The following is a 17,492-nucleotide window of genomic DNA, read 5'->3' as shown; positions in this document are numbered from 1 at the left end:
CTACCTTAGTTATTGCTCTATATCCGGGAACCATTCTTGCAGCAGTTCGCGAGATCGTTTCAGTTCATCGCGCCAGGTATCAACACCCACCACAGTCGGTTTCAGTAATATAACCAGTTCTTTCTTTTCCTGGCGGTTGCGGCGGTTAGTAAATAACTCGCCCAACAACGGAATGTCACCCAGTAACGGGACTTTACCCACTTCCTCAGAATTTGTGGTTTGCATTAAACCACCCAGCACAACAATTTCGCCATTGCGAGCTTTCACTATAGTGTCTGACTCTCGAATGTTGCTACGAGCCAAAGGAAGCACTGACTCTTCACCCGACACAGTAATAACTTTTTCTTGCTCACTGGTTTCAACAACTGAAGGGTGCACATGCAAAATCACTTCACCGTCATCACTAATTTGCGGAGTAACGTCTAAAGAAATGCCGGAGAAAAATGGCGTAAATTCTATATCTGAATCGGACGATGACGCGCCACCGGAGTTCAGAACAGTGCGACTGGTCACATCCGTAACAAAGTATTCGTCTTCACCAATTTTTATAACGGCTTTCTGATTATTTGATGCACTGACGCGAGGGTTGGAAAGTACCTGTACCGTACCTTGAGTCTGCAGCATTTCTATCATACCGGTAAAATTATTTGCCGGGTCTTCGTAGGTCAAACCAAAGAGTCCGCCAATAGCAGCTGAAGTTGCGTTACTCGGTGTCACGCCGTTAAATTCAACATCGAAGCCGGCACTGCTGCTGGCCATGTCGCTCCAGTTTATCCCTTGTTGGTAACCGTCGTTCAAGGTCACCTCAATAATACGAGCTTCCAGAATAACCTGACGCTGTAAACGAGACTCCAGCACTGAAATAAAGTCGCCAACGGCACGAAGTTTACTCGGCGAAGCTGTAACGCTGACAATGCCCGCCTGCGGCGAAAGCACCACATTACCGTCGCCAATAATGCCTTCAATAACGTCCTTCAGGCCGCCCCATAAGTCAGTTTCTGACTGGGTATTAATACTGGAACCGTTGCCTTGCAACTGATTCTGCTGACTGTCTCTACGGTACTCTCCATCATTATTACCGAACAGAGAGCTCCCTTCGGAGCGAGTATTACTATTGCTGCTTCCGGAGTTATTCCGCGAGCCCTGGTTACGTTCTTCACTCACACCACCACCTGAAATTTCAGTCTGTGAAACACCAAAGCGGCGAAGCGACAAGTAATCCAGTGAGAACGTCTGAGTTCTTACTCCGGCAGGGTATATTTGAATAGTACGTCCAGCACGACGAACTTCAAAACCGTACATGTCCTGCACGGCATCCAGCGTTTCGTCTAAGGTCACGTCTTTCAGACTTAACGAGATTTCACCACTGACATTGGGGTGTACAAGAATATTATAAGGAGAATCCGCCGCTAACCCGTAAAAGAAAGCTTTAGCGTCGACATCATCTGCCTGCAGCACAAACCGGGGTTCCTCGAGTAAGGCGAGTCCATCTTCCTGTTCTTTATTCACCGTCTGATTTAAAAAGTTACTGACTTCTGCAGGCAACTCTTTTTTAGCCTCTGCTTTTTTCTTCTCAGAAGCTTCGGGTTTCATCGCTTTATTGGCTTCATCTGGAGAATAGCTCGGTTGATAAGCACAGCCGCTCAGTACCAACAATAACGCTCCTGCTGCAACTTTCTTCATTGTACCGCCCCCGGATTGCCTTTCTCGTTCTGTTTTATCGGCTTAAACAAAGTAATCTCTACTCTTTCGTTGTTCTTCTCTAAAATAACGCTGTTTGGATTAACTGAATTAACCCGAAACCCATCAATGTTTTCACCAGGCTTAACCCATTCACCGTTAATACGAGCTAATTGCCTCTGTTCTGAATAATAAATTTGAGACAGCTTCATATTCTGTCCCCAACTATCCATTTCTACTGTGGGCTGACTTACTGTAAACGGCGGCTGGGTAGGATCCCGCTCTTGCGAAAAAGCTGATACCGAGACCATAAGTAATAACAACGCAATTCCTTTAAGCACTGATAAACTCCTTATCCGTACTTAGCAGATACCAGACTATCGTAACTTTCGCTGTCGGGTAGTCGCCTACCTGATAGTCAAAGCGGGCCCACTGGACATTCGGGTATTCTTTTTGCAGCGTATCCACAAAGTCGGATACCGCGAAAAAGCGTCCGGTAAATTCCGCCTGCACAGCATGCTGATAGAGTTTAATAGACCCGGTTTCAAATACGACGGTCGGCTCTTTAGCTTCTAAACTATCCATTCCCAGTTCCGAGGCATGACGTAACACACTGTTTAGAAACTGCTTTCGTTGTTGTGCGGGCAATAAAACCTGGCTTCCCGAAAAATCGCCTTTTGCCTGAGTTAACCGCTGCTTCAACTGCTTAATTTCAGCCCTGAGCGGAGCATCAATATCGTTAGCTAACTGCGCCTGCAAGTCCTGCTCTAATTGCTCGGACTGCTCTATTTGAGAAGCAATACGGGCATTTTCCACAGAAAGCGCTTTACTCTGATCCAGCGTTGGGGAAATAACGTAACTCATAAGTGGCAGGGTAATAATTAAAAAACCGGCCAGAGACAACAATGCTCGCTGTCGCCCGGGCATAGAGTTAAAGGTTTCTTGTGCGCGTAACCACCAGTTATTCATTGTTTGATTCGCCCTCGCTGCTTCTGACGCTTTGCAGCAAAAACTGCTGATAACCCTGCTCACTGCGTTTAAGTTCTACAACCGCAAAACGCTTATTAGCCAGTAAGCTCGATTGCCCAAAATTATCCATCCATAGCACTAAGGCTTCACTGTTTAGCGCTTGCCCGTGCAAGCGGATATTCTCGCCAGACATTGAAAAATCGGTTAACCAGATGTCTTCCGGGGTGATATCTGCAAGTTCCTGTAAAAACTCACTAACGGATGAAGACCGGTTTTGCCGAAACTCTGCAATTTGCTGACTGAAACTTCTGGCGTCCTGCAATTCTTGTTGCAACTGCTCTTTTTCTGCCTGCAGTTGCGGGCTTGGTTCTCGCAGGGACATTCTCTCGCGATTGCTGTCCAGGTCATTATTAAGCTTAGTCAGAGTAGCCGACAATTGTTCATTCTTTTGAACAACCGTTGCCTTTTGCCACTGAGTAACACCCACCACAACAAGCAACAACGCTAGCCAAACACCCAAAACAGAGCTTACCTTCGTTAAGGTGAGCCTCTGCTTTACAGGCTTTAGCTCGTTGCGGTACAGATTTACCCATTGCTTCATAAATCGCCCTCAACTAACACACCTAAACCGGCAAGATCGGAGTAATCACCCTCGCGCAGGTCAGCAGACCATGGCGGGTACTGATACATAGTGCACTCTACTGCTAACAACTCAGCCAGGCTTTTTTCAAGAGCTACCGGCATCATGTGTTCTACGGCGAGAATAATTCGGCTAATGGGAGCCTGTCGCAAATGACTTTCGAAATAATCGACCGAGCGCTGTAACTCCGTTGCCAAAGGTTCTAAAGCACCAGCTTCTATTTCGCTCTCTGTGTATTTAGATACATCGGTCACACCGCGCAGCAGGCGAGTAAACATAAGCCCTTTAGGGGTATTAATTTGCGCAAGGTAATTGCCCGCAGGGTTTTGATATAAAGTGAGTTCAGCGTGGCTCTGAGTTTCAGCTAACCGCGGTAACGTCAGTTCAGTAATGGCGATATCCGTTAAGCTCAAATCATGCTCGTTAAATAACTCAACCCAGGGCATTAAATCGTTTTTGTTCGCCGCAACCGCAACCACTTTATCCTGACCGGATGGCTGCTCGGGAAACTCATAATAGTCGGCAATGACATCATCAGCCGCAAAGGACACTAAGTCGCTTAAACTGTATTTTAAGCTCTCCGAAATTTCTTCAGGGTCCAGCATAGGCCTGTCCACCTGAACCGACTCGTATAAGTCCGTTCCCAACACCAAGGTGACTTGCGCATGCTTTAACGATAAACGGGAATATTTACCCAAAAGAGTGCTGGCGTGCTTGAGTAACGAGCCTCGCTGCACCAGCTCATGGTCATTAACAATCAACTCGGGAGCTTTAGCTGGGCCTTTAACAACAAGAAGACGGACGCTGTTTTGCGTTATTTGAAAGCAAACACGGTGATCATTTTGTTTTTGCTTTGAAAATCCTAGCACTCAACAACATCCTTTATTTTATTTTCAACCATGTTAACAGAAACTTTGCAAAGCTCATCAGAAAAAGCGCAGGGTCGCCACAGTTTATGATCTTCGTCATAACCCATTTGTCGCAATACAACTTTAACGGCTAGCCACGCAGTTTCCATTGTAAATCAGACCCTGCCCAATAAGGCACCATAGGCCCGGTTGCCGTGTCTACCGTTTCAGCGACAGTCCATGGCTGCTGAACCAGCTCAATGGTCTCAGTATTGCGGGGTAACTGATAAAAGTCAGCACCAAAAACACTGGCAAAATTCGCCAGTTTATCCAGCGCGTTGTGCTGACTAAAAAACTCGGTATAGAGCTCAATTGCAGCTGGAGCTGAATAACAACCGGCGCAACCACAGGCAGTCTCTTTACTTGCCTGTACATGCGGGGCTGAGTCAGTTCCGAGGAAAAACTTAGGGTTACCGGACAAAGCTGCCTGTTGCAAGGCCTGCTGGTGTGACTGGCGTTTTAAAATTGGCAAACAATAATTGTGTGGACGAATACCACCAACCAGTAAGTCGTTGCGGTTCATCAGTAAGTGTTGCGGGGTCATTGTTGCTGCGACATTACTGTTGGCATTTTCGACAAACTTAACTGCGTCGGCGGTGGTAATGTGCTCCAGCACTAGCTTTAACTGCGGAAAGCGCTCGGTTATCGGAATTAAATGCCGTTCAATAAAGACTCTTTCGCGGTCAAAGATATCAACGTCGCTGTCGGTTACTTCACCATGCACCAGCAAAGGTACCTGATGCTCCTGCATAGCTGCCAGTACCGGAGCCAGAGCTTCTACCGACTTCACACCAGCAGCTGAATTTGTGGTGGCTCCTGACGGATATAGCTTGAAGCCAATAACATGCTCGTTTGCAGCAGCTTCAGCAATTTCTGCTGGGGTGGTATCTGCCGTGAGATACAAAGCCATGAGCGGATTAAAACTCATGCCAGCAGGGATCTCGGCCAGAATTCTCTCACGATACTCCATAGCGGCCGCTACGGTTGTTACCGGTGGTACCAGGTTTGGCATAACCACAGCACGATGAAACACTGCTGCGGTTGCAGGTACGGTAGTTTGCAACATAGCACCATCGCGTAAATGCAGGTGCCAGTCATCAGGTCTTGGAATTGTTAAGCTTTGCATAGTCACTTCTGGCTAAAAAATGAGAAACTCAGTATACCATCAAGTGCCTTCGCTAAAACCCATATTCCGTACTCTATTTAACCGTTTTAGCGCAGCCCCATGGCTTCTTTCCAGTGTTTACGACAACAGGAAACGTAACGATCATTGCCACCAATAGCTATTTGCTGCCCCATGCGTATCGCATTGCCCTGCTCATCAACCCGTAACGACATGGTTGCTTTGCGACCGCAGTGGCAGATGGTTTTCATTTCCACCAGTTTGTCAGCTATAGCCAACAACACCGCACTACCCGGAAAGGCGTTGCCAAAAGCGTCGGTGCGAATGCCGTAACACATTACCGGAATATTGTCGGCGTCAGCCAGACTGGACAGTTGCCACACCTGCTCTTCACTTAAAAACTGTGCCTCATCAATTAACACGCAGTCAATTGCCTGTTGCATATAGCGAGCCCGGACTACGGCAGCTAAGTCTGTCCGGTGTGTGAAAGACACCGCATCGCGACCAATACCTAATCGGGAAGCAATACGTCCTTTACCTGCCCGATCATCTAAAGCCGGCGTCATCAGCAAGACATGTTGTTGGCGCTCTTCGTAATTGTGCGCCACTTGCAATAACGACGTGCTTTTGCCTGCGTTCATTGCCGAATAAGTGAAATATAGAGAAGCCATTTTGTTCTATTTTTTTAAGTTAATGTGGTCAGATCCTGGCAGAGATTAGCACGATTTTATGGCATTATGGGACAAAGCAACCTTAAGGCAGGAGTTCTCAATGCAATATTCCCCCGAATTTATCAAAGCCATTCCTAAAGCTGACTTGCACTTGCACCTTGATGGCAGCCTTCGTGCCAGCAGCTTAATTGATATGGCCAAGCGCGCTGATATCGAACTTCCAAGCTATACCGAAGAAGGCCTGTTTGATCTAGTGTTTAAATCACATTACAACAATTTAGGTGAATACCTAAATGGGTTTCAGTATACCTGCGCCGCTTTGCGTGATTTAGAAAACCTTGAACAAGCCTCATATGAATTAGCCGTCGATAATCAGAACGAAGGGGTTAATTACATTGAGGTACGCTTTGCTCCTCAGCTACTCATGGACCCGGGTAAAGGTGTTACGTTTGACACCATAATGCACGTAGTAAATGACGGCCTTTTGCGGGCAAAGAAAGAATACAACAACCGCACCGACGTTAAAAACGGCGATAAGCCGCCATTTGACTACGGCATTATCAACTGCGCCATGCGGATGTTTGGTAAAAAAGGGTTCTCCCCTTATTACACACAAATGTTCCAGTTAATGCGCGATTTTGAACCTATGCAGGTTATTAAAACGGCTGCAATGGATTTGGTTCGCGCCAGCGTTCGTATGCGTGATGAAGAAGGCATGCCAATTGTCGGTCTGGATATTGCTGGCCAGGAAATTGGTTACCCAGCAGGTGAGTTCAGAGAAGTATACGAATACGCTCACGAAAACTTTCTACTGAAAACCGTGCACGCCGGAGAAGCTTACGGTGCCGAGAGTATTTTTGAGGCCTTAACCAAATGCCATGCCGACCGCTTAGGGCATGGTTATTCGTTATTCTCTCCGGAAATGACTCAGGACCCGTCTATTGAAGACCCGAAAGCTTATGGCGAAAGCCTGGCCTCTTATATTGCTGACCGTCGTATTGCCGTTGAAGTTTGCCTGACCAGTAACCTGCAAACTAACCCGGATATTGGCGACATTAAAAACCACAACTTCCAGCACATGCTGGATAACCGGTTGGCTACCATTATTTGTACTGACAACCGCCTGGTTTCTCGTACCACGGTAAGTAACGAATATCAGTTAGCTGTGGATAATTTTGATATTTCTCTGAAGCGCCTGAAAGACATTGTCGCCTACGGCTTTAAGAAAAACTTTTTCCCGGGTCGTTATGTAGAAAAGCGTGATTACGCTAAGCAAAACCTGGAGTATTTTGACAAAGTGGTTAAGCAGTTTGGACTAAACGACGCAAGCTAAGCAAACAGCAGTTCAAATTTAACCATTCAATGTTAGTTTGAGCAGGCATGCAGCTGAAGTAAGTGGCTGCATGCTCTTTCAGCCACTATGGGTATCAATTTTAAGCAGCGCCAAATCGCGTTCCCGCAAACTGATTCAAGAGTTTGTGCACCAAATAGCACACCATCATAGCGGCGATAATTGCCACAAAAGTACTGCTCAGACGATAAAGTCCGGAATAAATCAAATCTTGCGCTGGTGACAAATACTGACCGAAAAGAATGCCCATAGTGGTCATGGCTCCAAAACCCACTCCGGCTCCCGAAGCTTCAAGGACATGAATGCGGGCAAATAGCATCACCCCAAGCCAGAACAACGGCACAATCAACCACAGTATGTCATACCAACCGTACAGCAGAACCTGAACACCGAGACCAAACATAACACCAATTAGAGTCCCCGCCGCTCGCTTGCGCGCGTAAGTTAATGCCCCGTTCCAGTTCATGGGAAATAGCACCAAAATGGTCGTGGCCTGCGCAGAAATAGAATCCTGCAAATCGAACAGCTGAAACACCAAAAACGACAGCGTTGTCACCGTAGCTCCCAAAATAGCTTCATGGCGCACGCGGTTAGGTGACTTGTCCGGCAAAGGTTGTGGTGCCGCATTGTGTTCTTTATTGGGTATAACCGCATGCATAACAAAGGCAATGGCTATTGCCAGTATCGACGCAAAGAAGTTGCTGGCAATTAAGTTATTAACGTCGGTACCCGGGTAACTGGCGTAATGCAGCATAATGCTCAGCATCAGTACACCATTTGCGCCGAACAGGAACGCAGTGCCCCGCGCCATAAAAGCAAAGCGGTATAGAAATAACACGAAGGCGACCATTGTCATTAGCACTGAATGCCCGCCCAGTATCTGAGCCAGAATACCCACTTCCAGTCCGCACATAACCGACGCCGCCAGCATCTGCCGGGCGACCTGCCGATTTATCATTGGTACTAAGCCCAATAGCAGCATTGGCAATACGGTAAAAAATACACCATAAGACAAGTCGAATAACGCCGTGACCAGAAAACCAATGGAGCCACCAAAGGCGATTCGTAAGCATTGCCGTAAGCCGTTTTCACTCAGTGCTGAAGTTGCCATAGTCCGTTCCTGATTAATAAATGTAGTGTAACCAGCCCAGCAGCCGGATTTGCGCTTTCGCGATGGTGGCTTTGAAAGGGCTTTCAGGAACTATCTGCACCGTAGCCTTCGCTCCGGCCGGGCGCTCTGAATCCGGTTGTTCGGCTAAACGCAGGTGAACCCGAAGTCGCTGCGCGTCTCGTACCCAGCGGTTAGAGTTAACCGGTGCTGCTAAGGCTCCGTCGGCACTTAGCTGACCTGCGTTGACACCAACATCAATGCTCTCCACTTTCACCTCATAAAGCGTTCCGGGTTCAGCATCAAATACCACCAGAGCCTGCTGCCCGGACTTTATGTGCCGCAAATTCTTCTCGCGAAAATCGGCAACAATGTCGGCATTGGGTGAGACCAACGCCATTAGCGGCGTGCCTTGACGGGCATAAGCGCCTTCGCTGAGTTTTAGGTTACCGACGCGTCCGGCATGTTTCGCGCGCACGGTGGTATAGCTCAAGTTAAGCTTCGCCGTTTCTATCGCATTTTCGGCTTGTTGAATAAGCAAGTTGTTTGCATCGTCCTCAGCACCTCGTTGCACTTTTAGGCTCTGTAGCTGTGACTGGGCGGCTTCAACATTTGCCAGGGCCTCTAGCTTACTGCTTTGCGCACGGTCATATGCCTGCTGCGACGAACTGCCTTCTTCCACCAAATCTTTAATACGGCGAGCCTCACGACTAAGCTCTTGAGCTGTTGCCTGTGCTGCTTTTAACTTTGCCTGAGCAGTTCGAATTTGGGCATCAAACTGCTGGTTTGACTGCTGCGCCTGAGCCAGCGCAAGCTCTGCTTGCTGCAATTGCAGTTGATAAGGCCGCGGGTCAATTTCGAATAATGGATCGCCCTCTTCAACATACTGGTTATTATCAACCAAGACTGTTTCTACCGTACCATTCACCTGCGGCGCAACCTGAGTCACCACCCGGGTTACCATTGCCTGCGGGGTCAACGGAAGGCTCAAATCAGCCCATAAAAAGTAGGCAAATAGGAGTACAAATAATACCAGCGCCCGTTTAACCCAACGGGCAAACTTTTCGTCCGCTGTCATACCTCTTCCTCATTATTTTGATCTGTCCGCTGAGCTTCAGACATGTGACTCGCATTGTATGAAATCATCGCCAAGACCTTTTTAACCGTCTCAACTTCTTCGTCTTCAATATTGGCTAGCAACGCCCTTCGTACTTTTAGAATTTTTGCTTCCATTTTTTTTACCAGAGCATGACCTGAGCTCGTTAAAAACACCTGCTTAGCACGACCATCGTCCGGGCTTGCTTTACGAGTAATCAGCTCTTGCTCCTCCAGCTGCGCCAGCGTACGCATAAGTGAACCAAGTTCTAATTCAAGCGCTTCGGCAAGCTGCTTTTGACTGACCCCATCACCAATACGTGCCAATTTCCACATAGCACTCCAGCGTGGGTAGGTTAACCCCAGCGGTGCCAGTTCCTTATCCGCAATAGCCTGCCACTGACGCGCAACGCGACCGAGTCGTTCAGGTACAGATAACTGTCTGAGCTGTTCTTGTGTTAATGTCATAATAACCTCTTTAGTTAGCACGCTAAGTATAATAACAAACTTAGCGTGCTAACTAAAATGAAAATAGCGATAGGTTTGAGCTAAAAATTAGATACAAAAAAAGCCCCTGCAAAAGGGGCTTTTTATCAAGCGATACAGATACCCGAGCGGGTAAACCCTAGAAGGGAATATCGTCATCAAAATCATTGTCAGGTGAAAACGGCGCGGGTTCTGCCGGTTTTTGTTGTGACTGTTGATTTTGTTGCTGCGCTGGCTGAGGCGCCGGACGTTGTTGTTGCTGTGATTGCTGTTGTGGTTGACCACCACCTTGCTGCTGACCACCACCAAAACCCTGGCCTTGTTGTGGAGCACCACCCTGCGGGCCGCCACGAGAATCCAGCATTTGCATTTCGTTAATGACCACTTCTGTCGTATAACGCTCTACGTTGTCCTGGCCTGTCCATTTACGCGTTTGCAAGCGCCCTTCAACATAAACTTTAGAGCCTTTTTTCAGGTACTCGCCGGCAATTTCTGCTAAACGACGATAAGCCACACAACGGTGCCATTCGGTTTGTTCACGCGGTTCGCCTGTTTGCTTGTCTTTCCAGGTTTCGCTGGTAGCAATCGACAGGTTGGCTATCGCTGTGCTGTTTTGGGTATAACGAACCTCTGGGTCAGCGCCCAAATTACCAATTAAAATTACTTTATTTACACCGCGACTGGCCATTAGATTCTCCTGTTCCTTTGTACGCGTTACAACTGCTTTAAATTATTAAGCGACCGATGCTTCTTTAAGCAACTCATTAACCGCCTTTTCATCGTAATGTTTTTTATCAACTTTTAAGTAAGTAGCCTGATCTTCTTCAACCCATCGGGCTTCCGTAACGCCGGTTACGGTAAGTAACTGCTCACTTAGCCTGGTAGCCTTGCTTTCAGTTAACCCGGGCAATGATAACGAGACACTGGTGACACCTGCGGGGTTAACCATAACGAAACTGATTAGCAACCAACATACTAGCAAGATCAGGCAGAAAACAACAACGCCAGATATCCCAAAGAACTGTAAGACGGAGCCGCCTACAACCCCACCTACAAAAGAGCCTAAAAACTGACCTGTTGAATAAATGCCACTGGCACTGCCTTTACTCCCCGCCGGAGCAATTCGGGTGAGTAACGAAGGCAAACTGGCTTCAATAAAGTTAAAACCGGTGAAGAATATAACCAGAGCTGCAACCAGCAGCCAGGCGTTCTGCCCCGCTATGGCAATAATTAACAGCGCAACAATTAAGGTAATAATAGAAAACCGCAGCCACTGCACAGAATTATTATTACGCGAACTACTGATAATCATTGGTACCATGAATAAAATAGAAGCCGCCAGCGTGGGTAAGTAGAACCAGGCGTGAGTCTGACTTTCAAAACCTGCATTTTGCAGTTGCATGGGCAGTGTCACAAACCAGGCCGTTAAAATAGCGTGTAACACAAATATACCGCTGTTCAGGCACCACAGTTGCTTGTGTTTAAGCAAATGCCCCAGTTCAGACAATACGGGTAGGGATTCACGCCTCGCGGAGGTTGTCACCACTTTGGGTACGCTCAGCAACAACACCAGAATACCCAGAACACCACTGCCGGCAGTGAACCAGAACAGCCCCGAAAGACCAATAATATCGCCTAACAAAGGCCCGGCTACCAGCGAAATAGCGAACGCCAGGCCAATGCACATACCAATAGTGGCCATCACTTTCGGTCGTTGTTCGTCACGCGATAAGTCAGCGGCCAGCGCCAGAATAGCAGCCGCGATAGCGCCCAGCCCCTGTAGCGCCCGACCAATGGATACACCGAATAGAGTATCGGCCTGGGCTGCCACCACACTACCAAGAATAAAAACCAGCAAGCCACCGACAATAACAGGCTTTCGTCCAAGGCGGTCAGACAGCATACCTAATGGAATTTGCAACAGTGCCTGTGTCAGGCCGTAGGCACCCAGAGCGATACCAACCCACAACGGCGAGTAGTCAGGATAGTCTTGTGCATAAACCGCTAAAACTGGCATGATCAAAAACAGCCCTAACATCCGTATACCAAACACGGAAGCTAGTGCTAAAGCGGCTTTTTTCTCTGTTTTATTTAATTTTTGCGGCGTCATTTCACTGCTTTTATATCAGTAACATGATAAATGATGCCGTTATTGTACCAGATGCCTAACACTGTGCGATAATAGCGTTTTGTCGTCAGTCATTTACTGAACAACAGACGGGAATTATGGATACTATCGAGGTACGCGGTGCGCGCACGCACAACTTAAAAAATTTCAACCTGACCATCCCCCGCAATAAGCTGATTGTGATAACCGGCTTATCCGGTTCGGGTAAGTCATCACTTGCTTTCGATACCCTATATGCAGAGGGACAGAGACGCTATGTTGAGTCGCTCTCTGCCTATGCACGTCAGTTTTTGTCACTGATGGAAAAGCCCGATGTTGACAGTATAGAGGGTCTATCACCGGCTATATCAATAGAACAGAAGTCAACATCGCATAATCCGCGTTCGACGGTCGGTACCATCACGGAAATTTACGACTATTTACGTCTGATGTTTGCCCGGGTGGGCGAACCCCGTTGTCCGACTCACGACGTACCGCTGGCGGCGCAGACCGTGTCGCAAATGGTCGATAACGTACTGGCAGCTCCTGAAGGCGAGAAGCGTATGTTGCTTGCGCCAGTTATTCAGAACCGTAAAGGCGAGCACTTAAAAGTGCTAGAAAACCTCGCCTTGCAGGGCTATATCCGCGCCCGTATAGACGGTGAAATTTGCGATTTAAGCGATCCTCCCACGTTAGAGCTGCAGAAAAAGCACACCATTGAGGTGGTCGTTGACCGCTTTAAAGTTCGCGATGGTATGGAGCAGCGTCTGGCGGAGTCTTTTGAAACGGCTTTAGAGCTCAGCGGCGGAACGGCTTTAGTCGTACCTATGGACGGTGACGGTGATGCCGAAATTTACTCAGCGAACTTTGCCTGCCCGCATTGTGGTTACAGCATGCAGGAACTGGAGCCGCGGTTGTTTTCATTTAACAATCCTGCCGGCGCCTGTACTACTTGCGACGGTCTGGGTGTTGAGCAGTTTTTTGATCCGGCCAAAGTTGTTGTTAATGCGGAGCTGTCGCTGACAGGCGGTGCAATTCGTGGTTGGGACAAGCGTAATTTCTACTACTACCAAATGCTGCAGTCTCTGGCGAAGCACTACGAGTTTAAATTGTCGCAGCCTTTCAACGAACTGCCCGATGACATTCGCGAAAAAATTCTGTTTGGCAGCGGTAAAGAAGAAATAAAGTTCACTTACATGAACGACCGGGGCGACAAGGTAGTCAGAGCGCATCCGTTTGAGGGAATTATTCCTAACATGCAGCGCCGTTACCGCGAGACCGAATCACAGGCTGTGCGCGACGAGCTGTCCAAATACGTAGCGACGCAACCCTGTAAAAGCTGCGGTGGTACGCGCTTACGTACCGAAGCACGTCATGTTTTTATTCAGGGCACGACCCTGCCGGAAGTTGTTGAGCAGTCCATTGGCGATGCACTTGAGTTCTTCCAGCAACTGAGTCTGGAAGGTCAGCGCGCGCAAATTGCAGAGAAAATTCTGAAAGAAATTAATGACCGTCTGCGCTTTTTAGTTAACGTGGGACTTAACTATTTAAGTTTATCTCGCAGCGCAGAAACCTTGTCTGGTGGTGAGGCGCAGCGTATTCGTCTGGCCAGCCAAATTGGTGCGGGTCTGGTTGGTGTTATGTACGTACTGGATGAGCCCAGTATTGGTTTGCACCAGCGCGACAACGAACGCCTGTTAAACACTCTGACTCACCTGCGTGACTTGGGTAACACCGTCATTGTGGTTGAACACGACGAAGACGCTATTCGTCAGGCCGACCACGTTATTGATATTGGCCCCGGTGCCGGTGTACACGGTGGTGAAATCATTGCTCAGGGTCAGGTTGAAGATATTGTCGGAAGCGAGGACTCACTAACCGGCGACTACCTGTCCGGCAGAAAAGAAATAGAAGTTCCTAAGCAACGCCACAAACCTGATAAACGCCGGTTAACCATTCACGGGGCCAGCGGGAACAACCTGAAAAATGTCGATTTCAATTTGCCATTAGGTATTATGACCTGTGTGACCGGAGTATCAGGTTCAGGTAAATCGACGCTGGTCAACAACACGCTGTTCCATATTGCGCATCGTGAACTGAACGGCGCGACAACGGGCGAACCGGCTCCTTACAAAAGTGTCGATGGCATGCAACTGCTGGATAAAGTGGTAGATATTGACCAGAGCCCAATAGGTCGTACGCCGCGCTCCAACCCGGCGACGTACACCGGTATTTTCACACCAATTCGCGAACTGTTCGCAGGTGTTCCTGAATCACGAGCCCGCGGTTACAAACCGGGGCGCTTTAGCTTTAACGTACGCGGCGGTCGTTGTGAAGCTTGTCAGGGCGATGGAGTTATTAAGGTTGAGATGCACTTCCTGCCGGACGTTTACGTGCCTTGTGACATCTGTAAAGGCCAACGCTACAACCGCGAAACGCTGGAAGTACAGTACAAGGGCAAAAATATTCACGAAGTGCTGGATATGACCATTGAAGACGCTCGCGAATTCTTCGATCCGGTTCCGGCTATTGCACGCAAACTGCAAACCTTAATGGATGTAGGTTTGTCTTATGTCAGGTTGGGACAATCAGCGACAACCCTTTCCGGTGGTGAAGCACAACGGGTGAAATTGTCACGTGAGTTGTCCAAACGAGATACTGGCAAAACCTTATACATTCTGGACGAGCCGACAACCGGTCTGCACTTCCACGATATTAAGCAACTGCTGGCGGTTATTCATCGTCTGCGTGACCACGGCAATACGGTAGTGGTTATTGAGCACAACTTAGACGTGATAAAAACCGCTGACTGGATCATCGACTTAGGTCCTGAAGGTGGTTCTGGCGGTGGCGAAATCCTCTGCGAAGGTACACCAGAGGATATTTGTGAAAATGAGCGTTCACACACGGCTCGCTTCTTAAAACCTATGCTTAAACAATCATAAAAGGACGCAGTATGTTAACGGAAGACTTTAAGGTACGATTTTATGAAACCGACGCCCTTGGGCACGTCAATAATACGGTTATACCGGGCTGGATAGAAACAGGCCGCTTGCCGATTTTTGAGTTCTTTGGAGAAATGTCTCCGAAAACACAAAGCTTAATTGTTGCGCGACTGGAAGTAGATTACCTCTTACCGATTTACTTTGGCGGTCATGTCACAGTGAATACTTACGTCAGCCGTTTAGGTGGCAGTTCGTTTGATATTACCACCGAGATTTGGCAGAAAGATAAAATGTGCGCTAAAGGTAAAACGGTATTGGTGTACTTTGATTTTAAGCAGGAGCGTTCTGTGAAGCTATCTGACCAATTAAAAGAGCGCCTTTCCACCATCACGCATCCGGAGCACCCTCTTGACGCGTGATCTGGTCAGTGGCGGGCAGCAGATACATGCCCCTGATGATCTCAAAAGCCTGCTGGAGGAAATACACCAGCAGGCAATGAAGATCACCGAAGGGCATGTTGCTGATTACATCCCGGCGTTAGCAGAGGTTGACCCCGAGCTCTGCGGACTCACTCTGGCCACTCTCGATGGCGAGGTGTTTAACGTCGGTGATACCCAGGAGCAATTCTCTATCCAGTCCATCTCGAAGATTTTTGGTCTTATGCTGGCAATGGAGCGTCTTGGAGAAGACTTGTGGGACAGAGTTAAAATGGAGCCCTCGGGCCAGGCCTTTAATTCTATAGTGCAGTTAGAGTGGGAAAAAGGCATTCCTCGTAACCCGATGATAAATGCCGGGGCTATTGTTGTTAGTGACGTGCTCGTTAGCCGCTACTCAGCCAGTAAGAACGCTGTTTTAAGTCTGGTTCGCAGCCTTTGTGGCAATGATAACGTTTACGCCGACAACATTGTTCACCAGTCAGAAAAAGAACACGGCCATCGCAATGCGGCCCTTGCTCACCTAATGAAAAGCTTTGGCAATATTGACGCAGAGGTTGATGAATTACTGGATCATTACTTTTGGCAGTGTGCCTTGACTATGTCTTGCGAAAACCTCGCTCGCTCTTTTACGTTTCTTGCAAATGACGGAATTTGCCCTTTTTCCAAAAAGAAAATTATGTCGAAACGAGACTCTCAACGTATTAATGCTTTGCTATCAACAAGCGGCATGTACGACCAAAGCGGGGAGTTTGCGTTTACCGTAGGTGTTCCGGCTAAAAGTGGTGTTGGCGGCGGCATGATTGCGGTTGTTCCTGACTTTGGCGTTATTTGCTCATGGAGCCCAAGGTTAAACAGCTACGGTAACAGTGCCCGTGGAATGTACATGGTACGCGAGCTGGCGAACCGCTTAGGTCTTAGTGTCTATTAACGTGTTGTTGTCGGACGATATATCTGAAACCGTTCCATATTAAACCGTCTAAAGAGTATTTCAAACTCCCCCTGTCGGCCAAGCTCGCGCAGCAACCTCTGTAACGTATCCGCGCTAATACTCTTATTCTCGCCAACAAGTAAGTGCAGCTTATATTCCAGACTAACCTTTTCGGATAACAATAAGCTGTCCACCTTAATTTGGTTTGAACCTTTTAAAGCAGCCAAAAGTTCATCATTGATAATAGTAAGATCGATTCGGCCGCCCAATACCATCTGCAAATTAATAATTCGGGAGTCTGCCAAATACGTCGTATACTTTTCCTGGACTTCATCTGAAGCTAGCAATTCGCCAGCTAGTAGGTAATGATAGCCCTTAACTCCGCCTAAAGTTTTGCCATCAAATGTATTGAAAAATGACTGGTCTCTGTCTGCTTTTTTTAAGGCTACCAGTCGCTCTTTTCCTCTGACTAAAGGCATTGTTTCCTGAAACCCTACTTCACTTCTCTTCCAGCCCCAAAGAGGTGACTCGAAAAATATAACATCACAACACCCTTTCGCGCTCAGGGCTTTATGACGACTTGTTGGAGGAATGACCTGGATACGGAATTCGTAGCTGTCCTGATGCTCATTTAGCAAGCTTATCAGTTCACGTGTGAGATCCGTTTGCAGTACATCGGAAAAATAGGGAGGGTAATCGTAGGCAGCAACATAAACCGGTACCTGTGCTGTGGCAGAACAGCTTAGTCCCATAAAAACGAACACAGAAAAGTATCTGAGTAATTTCAATTGATTGGCTGACTATAAGTTGAGTATCTACCTCAATAGTTCATTTTTTGGACTTAAATGTCAATACTTGAGCGAGTATTCGTTTACTTTTGATCAGGCTCTTTTAATAAAAAGTTATTAGCAGGCATAAAAAAGCCCGGCCAAAGCCGGGCTCTTAAAATCAACAGGACTGCTTAGTCCATGATTTTTGATACAACGCCTGCACCTACGGTACGGCCACCCTCACGGATAGCGAAACGCAGACCTTCGTCCATTG

Annotated in this window: 18 protein-coding genes; 4 read left to right on the top strand and 14 right to left on the bottom strand. The window is 47.7% G+C overall.

What is annotated here, in order from left to right; genetic code table 11:
* Window positions 1-9: 9 nt before the first annotated feature.
* The 7 genes from mshL to ACN0TF_RS09185 all read right to left on the bottom strand — a co-directional run bounded on the left by mshL (window position 10) and on the right by ACN0TF_RS09185 (window position 5,991).
* Entirely contained in the window at window positions 10-1,683 is a 1,674-nt protein-coding gene (gene mshL, locus ACN0TF_RS09215) for a pilus (MSHA type) biogenesis protein MshL (RefSeq protein WP_417441685.1), read from the bottom strand.
* On the bottom strand, window positions 1,680-2,021 hold the full coding sequence (locus ACN0TF_RS09210) for a general secretion pathway protein GspB (RefSeq protein ID WP_034818710.1): 342 nt from the start codon (window positions 2,019-2,021) through the stop codon (window positions 1,680-1,682). The genes mshL and ACN0TF_RS09210 overlap by 4 nt, the downstream gene beginning before the upstream one ends.
* A complete protein-coding gene (locus ACN0TF_RS09205; RefSeq protein WP_034818713.1) occupies window positions 2,014-2,649 on the bottom strand; it encodes a hypothetical protein in 636 nt (211 codons plus the stop codon). Before ACN0TF_RS09205 ends, ACN0TF_RS09210 begins: the two co-directional genes overlap by 8 nt.
* Complete coding sequence (locus tag ACN0TF_RS09200) at window positions 2,642-3,250, bottom strand: PilN domain-containing protein (RefSeq protein ID WP_417441684.1); 609 nt, start codon at window positions 3,248-3,250, stop codon at window positions 2,642-2,644. The genes ACN0TF_RS09205 and ACN0TF_RS09200 overlap by 8 nt, the downstream gene beginning before the upstream one ends.
* Window positions 3,247-4,158, bottom strand: coding sequence for a Type II secretory pathway component (locus ACN0TF_RS09195; RefSeq protein ID WP_417441683.1), 912 nt, complete (start codon window positions 4,156-4,158; stop codon window positions 3,247-3,249). The genes ACN0TF_RS09200 and ACN0TF_RS09195 overlap by 4 nt, the downstream gene beginning before the upstream one ends.
* Window positions 4,159-4,288: 130 nt before the next feature.
* The gene (gene pyrC / locus ACN0TF_RS09190; protein ID WP_417441682.1) at window positions 4,289-5,323 is read right to left on the bottom strand and encodes a dihydroorotase; all 1,035 of its coding nucleotides are present in this window, start codon (window positions 5,321-5,323) and stop codon (window positions 4,289-4,291) included.
* An 86-nt stretch (window positions 5,324-5,409) separates the two neighbouring features.
* Window positions 5,410-5,991, bottom strand: coding sequence for a thymidine kinase (locus tag ACN0TF_RS09185; RefSeq protein ID WP_153849928.1), 582 nt, complete (start codon window positions 5,989-5,991; stop codon window positions 5,410-5,412).
* A 100-nt stretch (window positions 5,992-6,091) separates the two neighbouring features.
* Between ACN0TF_RS09185 and ACN0TF_RS09180 the strand changes: the two genes are divergently transcribed.
* Window positions 6,092-7,324 (top strand): adenosine deaminase family protein, encoded by a 1,233-nt coding sequence (locus ACN0TF_RS09180; protein WP_417441880.1) that lies wholly within the window; start codon window positions 6,092-6,094, stop codon window positions 7,322-7,324.
* 100 nt (window positions 7,325-7,424) lie between these two features.
* On the opposite strand, the gene ACN0TF_RS09175 is transcribed toward ACN0TF_RS09180, so the two are convergent.
* From ACN0TF_RS09175 to ACN0TF_RS09155, 5 genes are all read right to left on the bottom strand, one after another.
* The gene (locus ACN0TF_RS09175) at window positions 7,425-8,453 is read right to left on the bottom strand and encodes a DUF2955 domain-containing protein (RefSeq protein ID WP_417441681.1); all 1,029 of its coding nucleotides are present in this window, start codon (window positions 8,451-8,453) and stop codon (window positions 7,425-7,427) included.
* A 13-nt stretch (window positions 8,454-8,466) separates the two neighbouring features.
* The gene (locus tag ACN0TF_RS09170) at window positions 8,467-9,528 is read right to left on the bottom strand and encodes an HlyD family secretion protein (protein ID WP_417441680.1); all 1,062 of its coding nucleotides are present in this window, start codon (window positions 9,526-9,528) and stop codon (window positions 8,467-8,469) included.
* Window positions 9,525-10,013, bottom strand: coding sequence for a MarR family transcriptional regulator (locus tag ACN0TF_RS09165; protein WP_417441678.1), 489 nt, complete (start codon window positions 10,011-10,013; stop codon window positions 9,525-9,527). The genes ACN0TF_RS09170 and ACN0TF_RS09165 overlap by 4 nt, the downstream gene beginning before the upstream one ends.
* A 157-nt stretch (window positions 10,014-10,170) precedes the next feature.
* A complete protein-coding gene (ssb, locus tag ACN0TF_RS09160; RefSeq protein WP_417441677.1) occupies window positions 10,171-10,719 on the bottom strand; it encodes a single-stranded DNA-binding protein in 549 nt (182 codons plus the stop codon).
* A 45-nt stretch (window positions 10,720-10,764) separates the two neighbouring features.
* On the bottom strand, window positions 10,765-12,141 hold the full coding sequence (locus ACN0TF_RS09155; RefSeq protein WP_417441676.1) for an MFS transporter: 1,377 nt from the start codon (window positions 12,139-12,141) through the stop codon (window positions 10,765-10,767).
* A 116-nt stretch (window positions 12,142-12,257) separates the two neighbouring features.
* On the opposite strand from ACN0TF_RS09155, the gene uvrA reads away from it, so the two are divergent.
* The 3 genes from uvrA to glsA are packed head-to-tail and all read left to right on the top strand — an operon-like array spanning window position 12,258 to window position 16,448.
* Window positions 12,258-15,083 (top strand): excinuclease ABC subunit UvrA, encoded by a 2,826-nt coding sequence (gene uvrA, locus ACN0TF_RS09150; protein WP_417441675.1) that lies wholly within the window; start codon window positions 12,258-12,260, stop codon window positions 15,081-15,083.
* Window positions 15,084-15,094: 11 nt separating this feature from the next.
* Window positions 15,095-15,502 carry an acyl-CoA thioesterase gene (locus tag ACN0TF_RS09145; protein ID WP_417441674.1) on the top strand — a complete coding sequence of 136 codons (408 nt, stop codon included), beginning with the start codon at window positions 15,095-15,097 and terminating at the stop codon, window positions 15,500-15,502.
* On the top strand, window positions 15,492-16,448 hold the full coding sequence (gene glsA / locus ACN0TF_RS09140) for a glutaminase A (protein ID WP_417441673.1): 957 nt from the start codon (window positions 15,492-15,494) through the stop codon (window positions 16,446-16,448). The genes ACN0TF_RS09145 and glsA overlap by 11 nt, the downstream gene beginning before the upstream one ends.
* Here glsA and ACN0TF_RS09135 read toward each other — a convergent pair.
* Entirely contained in the window at window positions 16,445-17,200 is a 756-nt protein-coding gene (locus ACN0TF_RS09135; protein WP_417441672.1) for an amino acid ABC transporter substrate-binding protein, read from the bottom strand. The genes glsA and ACN0TF_RS09135 overlap by 4 nt on opposite strands.
* 209 nt (window positions 17,201-17,409) lie before the next feature.
* The coding region (locus ACN0TF_RS09130) for a hypothetical protein (protein ID WP_218354539.1) at window positions 17,410-17,492 on the bottom strand (83 nt) is incomplete at its 5' end.

Origin of the sequence: Idiomarina sp. (assembly GCF_048265525.1) — a bacterium.
GTDB lineage: Bacteria > Pseudomonadota > Gammaproteobacteria > Enterobacterales > Alteromonadaceae > Idiomarina.
The sequence above is the reverse complement of the archived record's forward strand: the minus strand, read 5'-3'. Positions and strand labels throughout refer to the sequence as shown.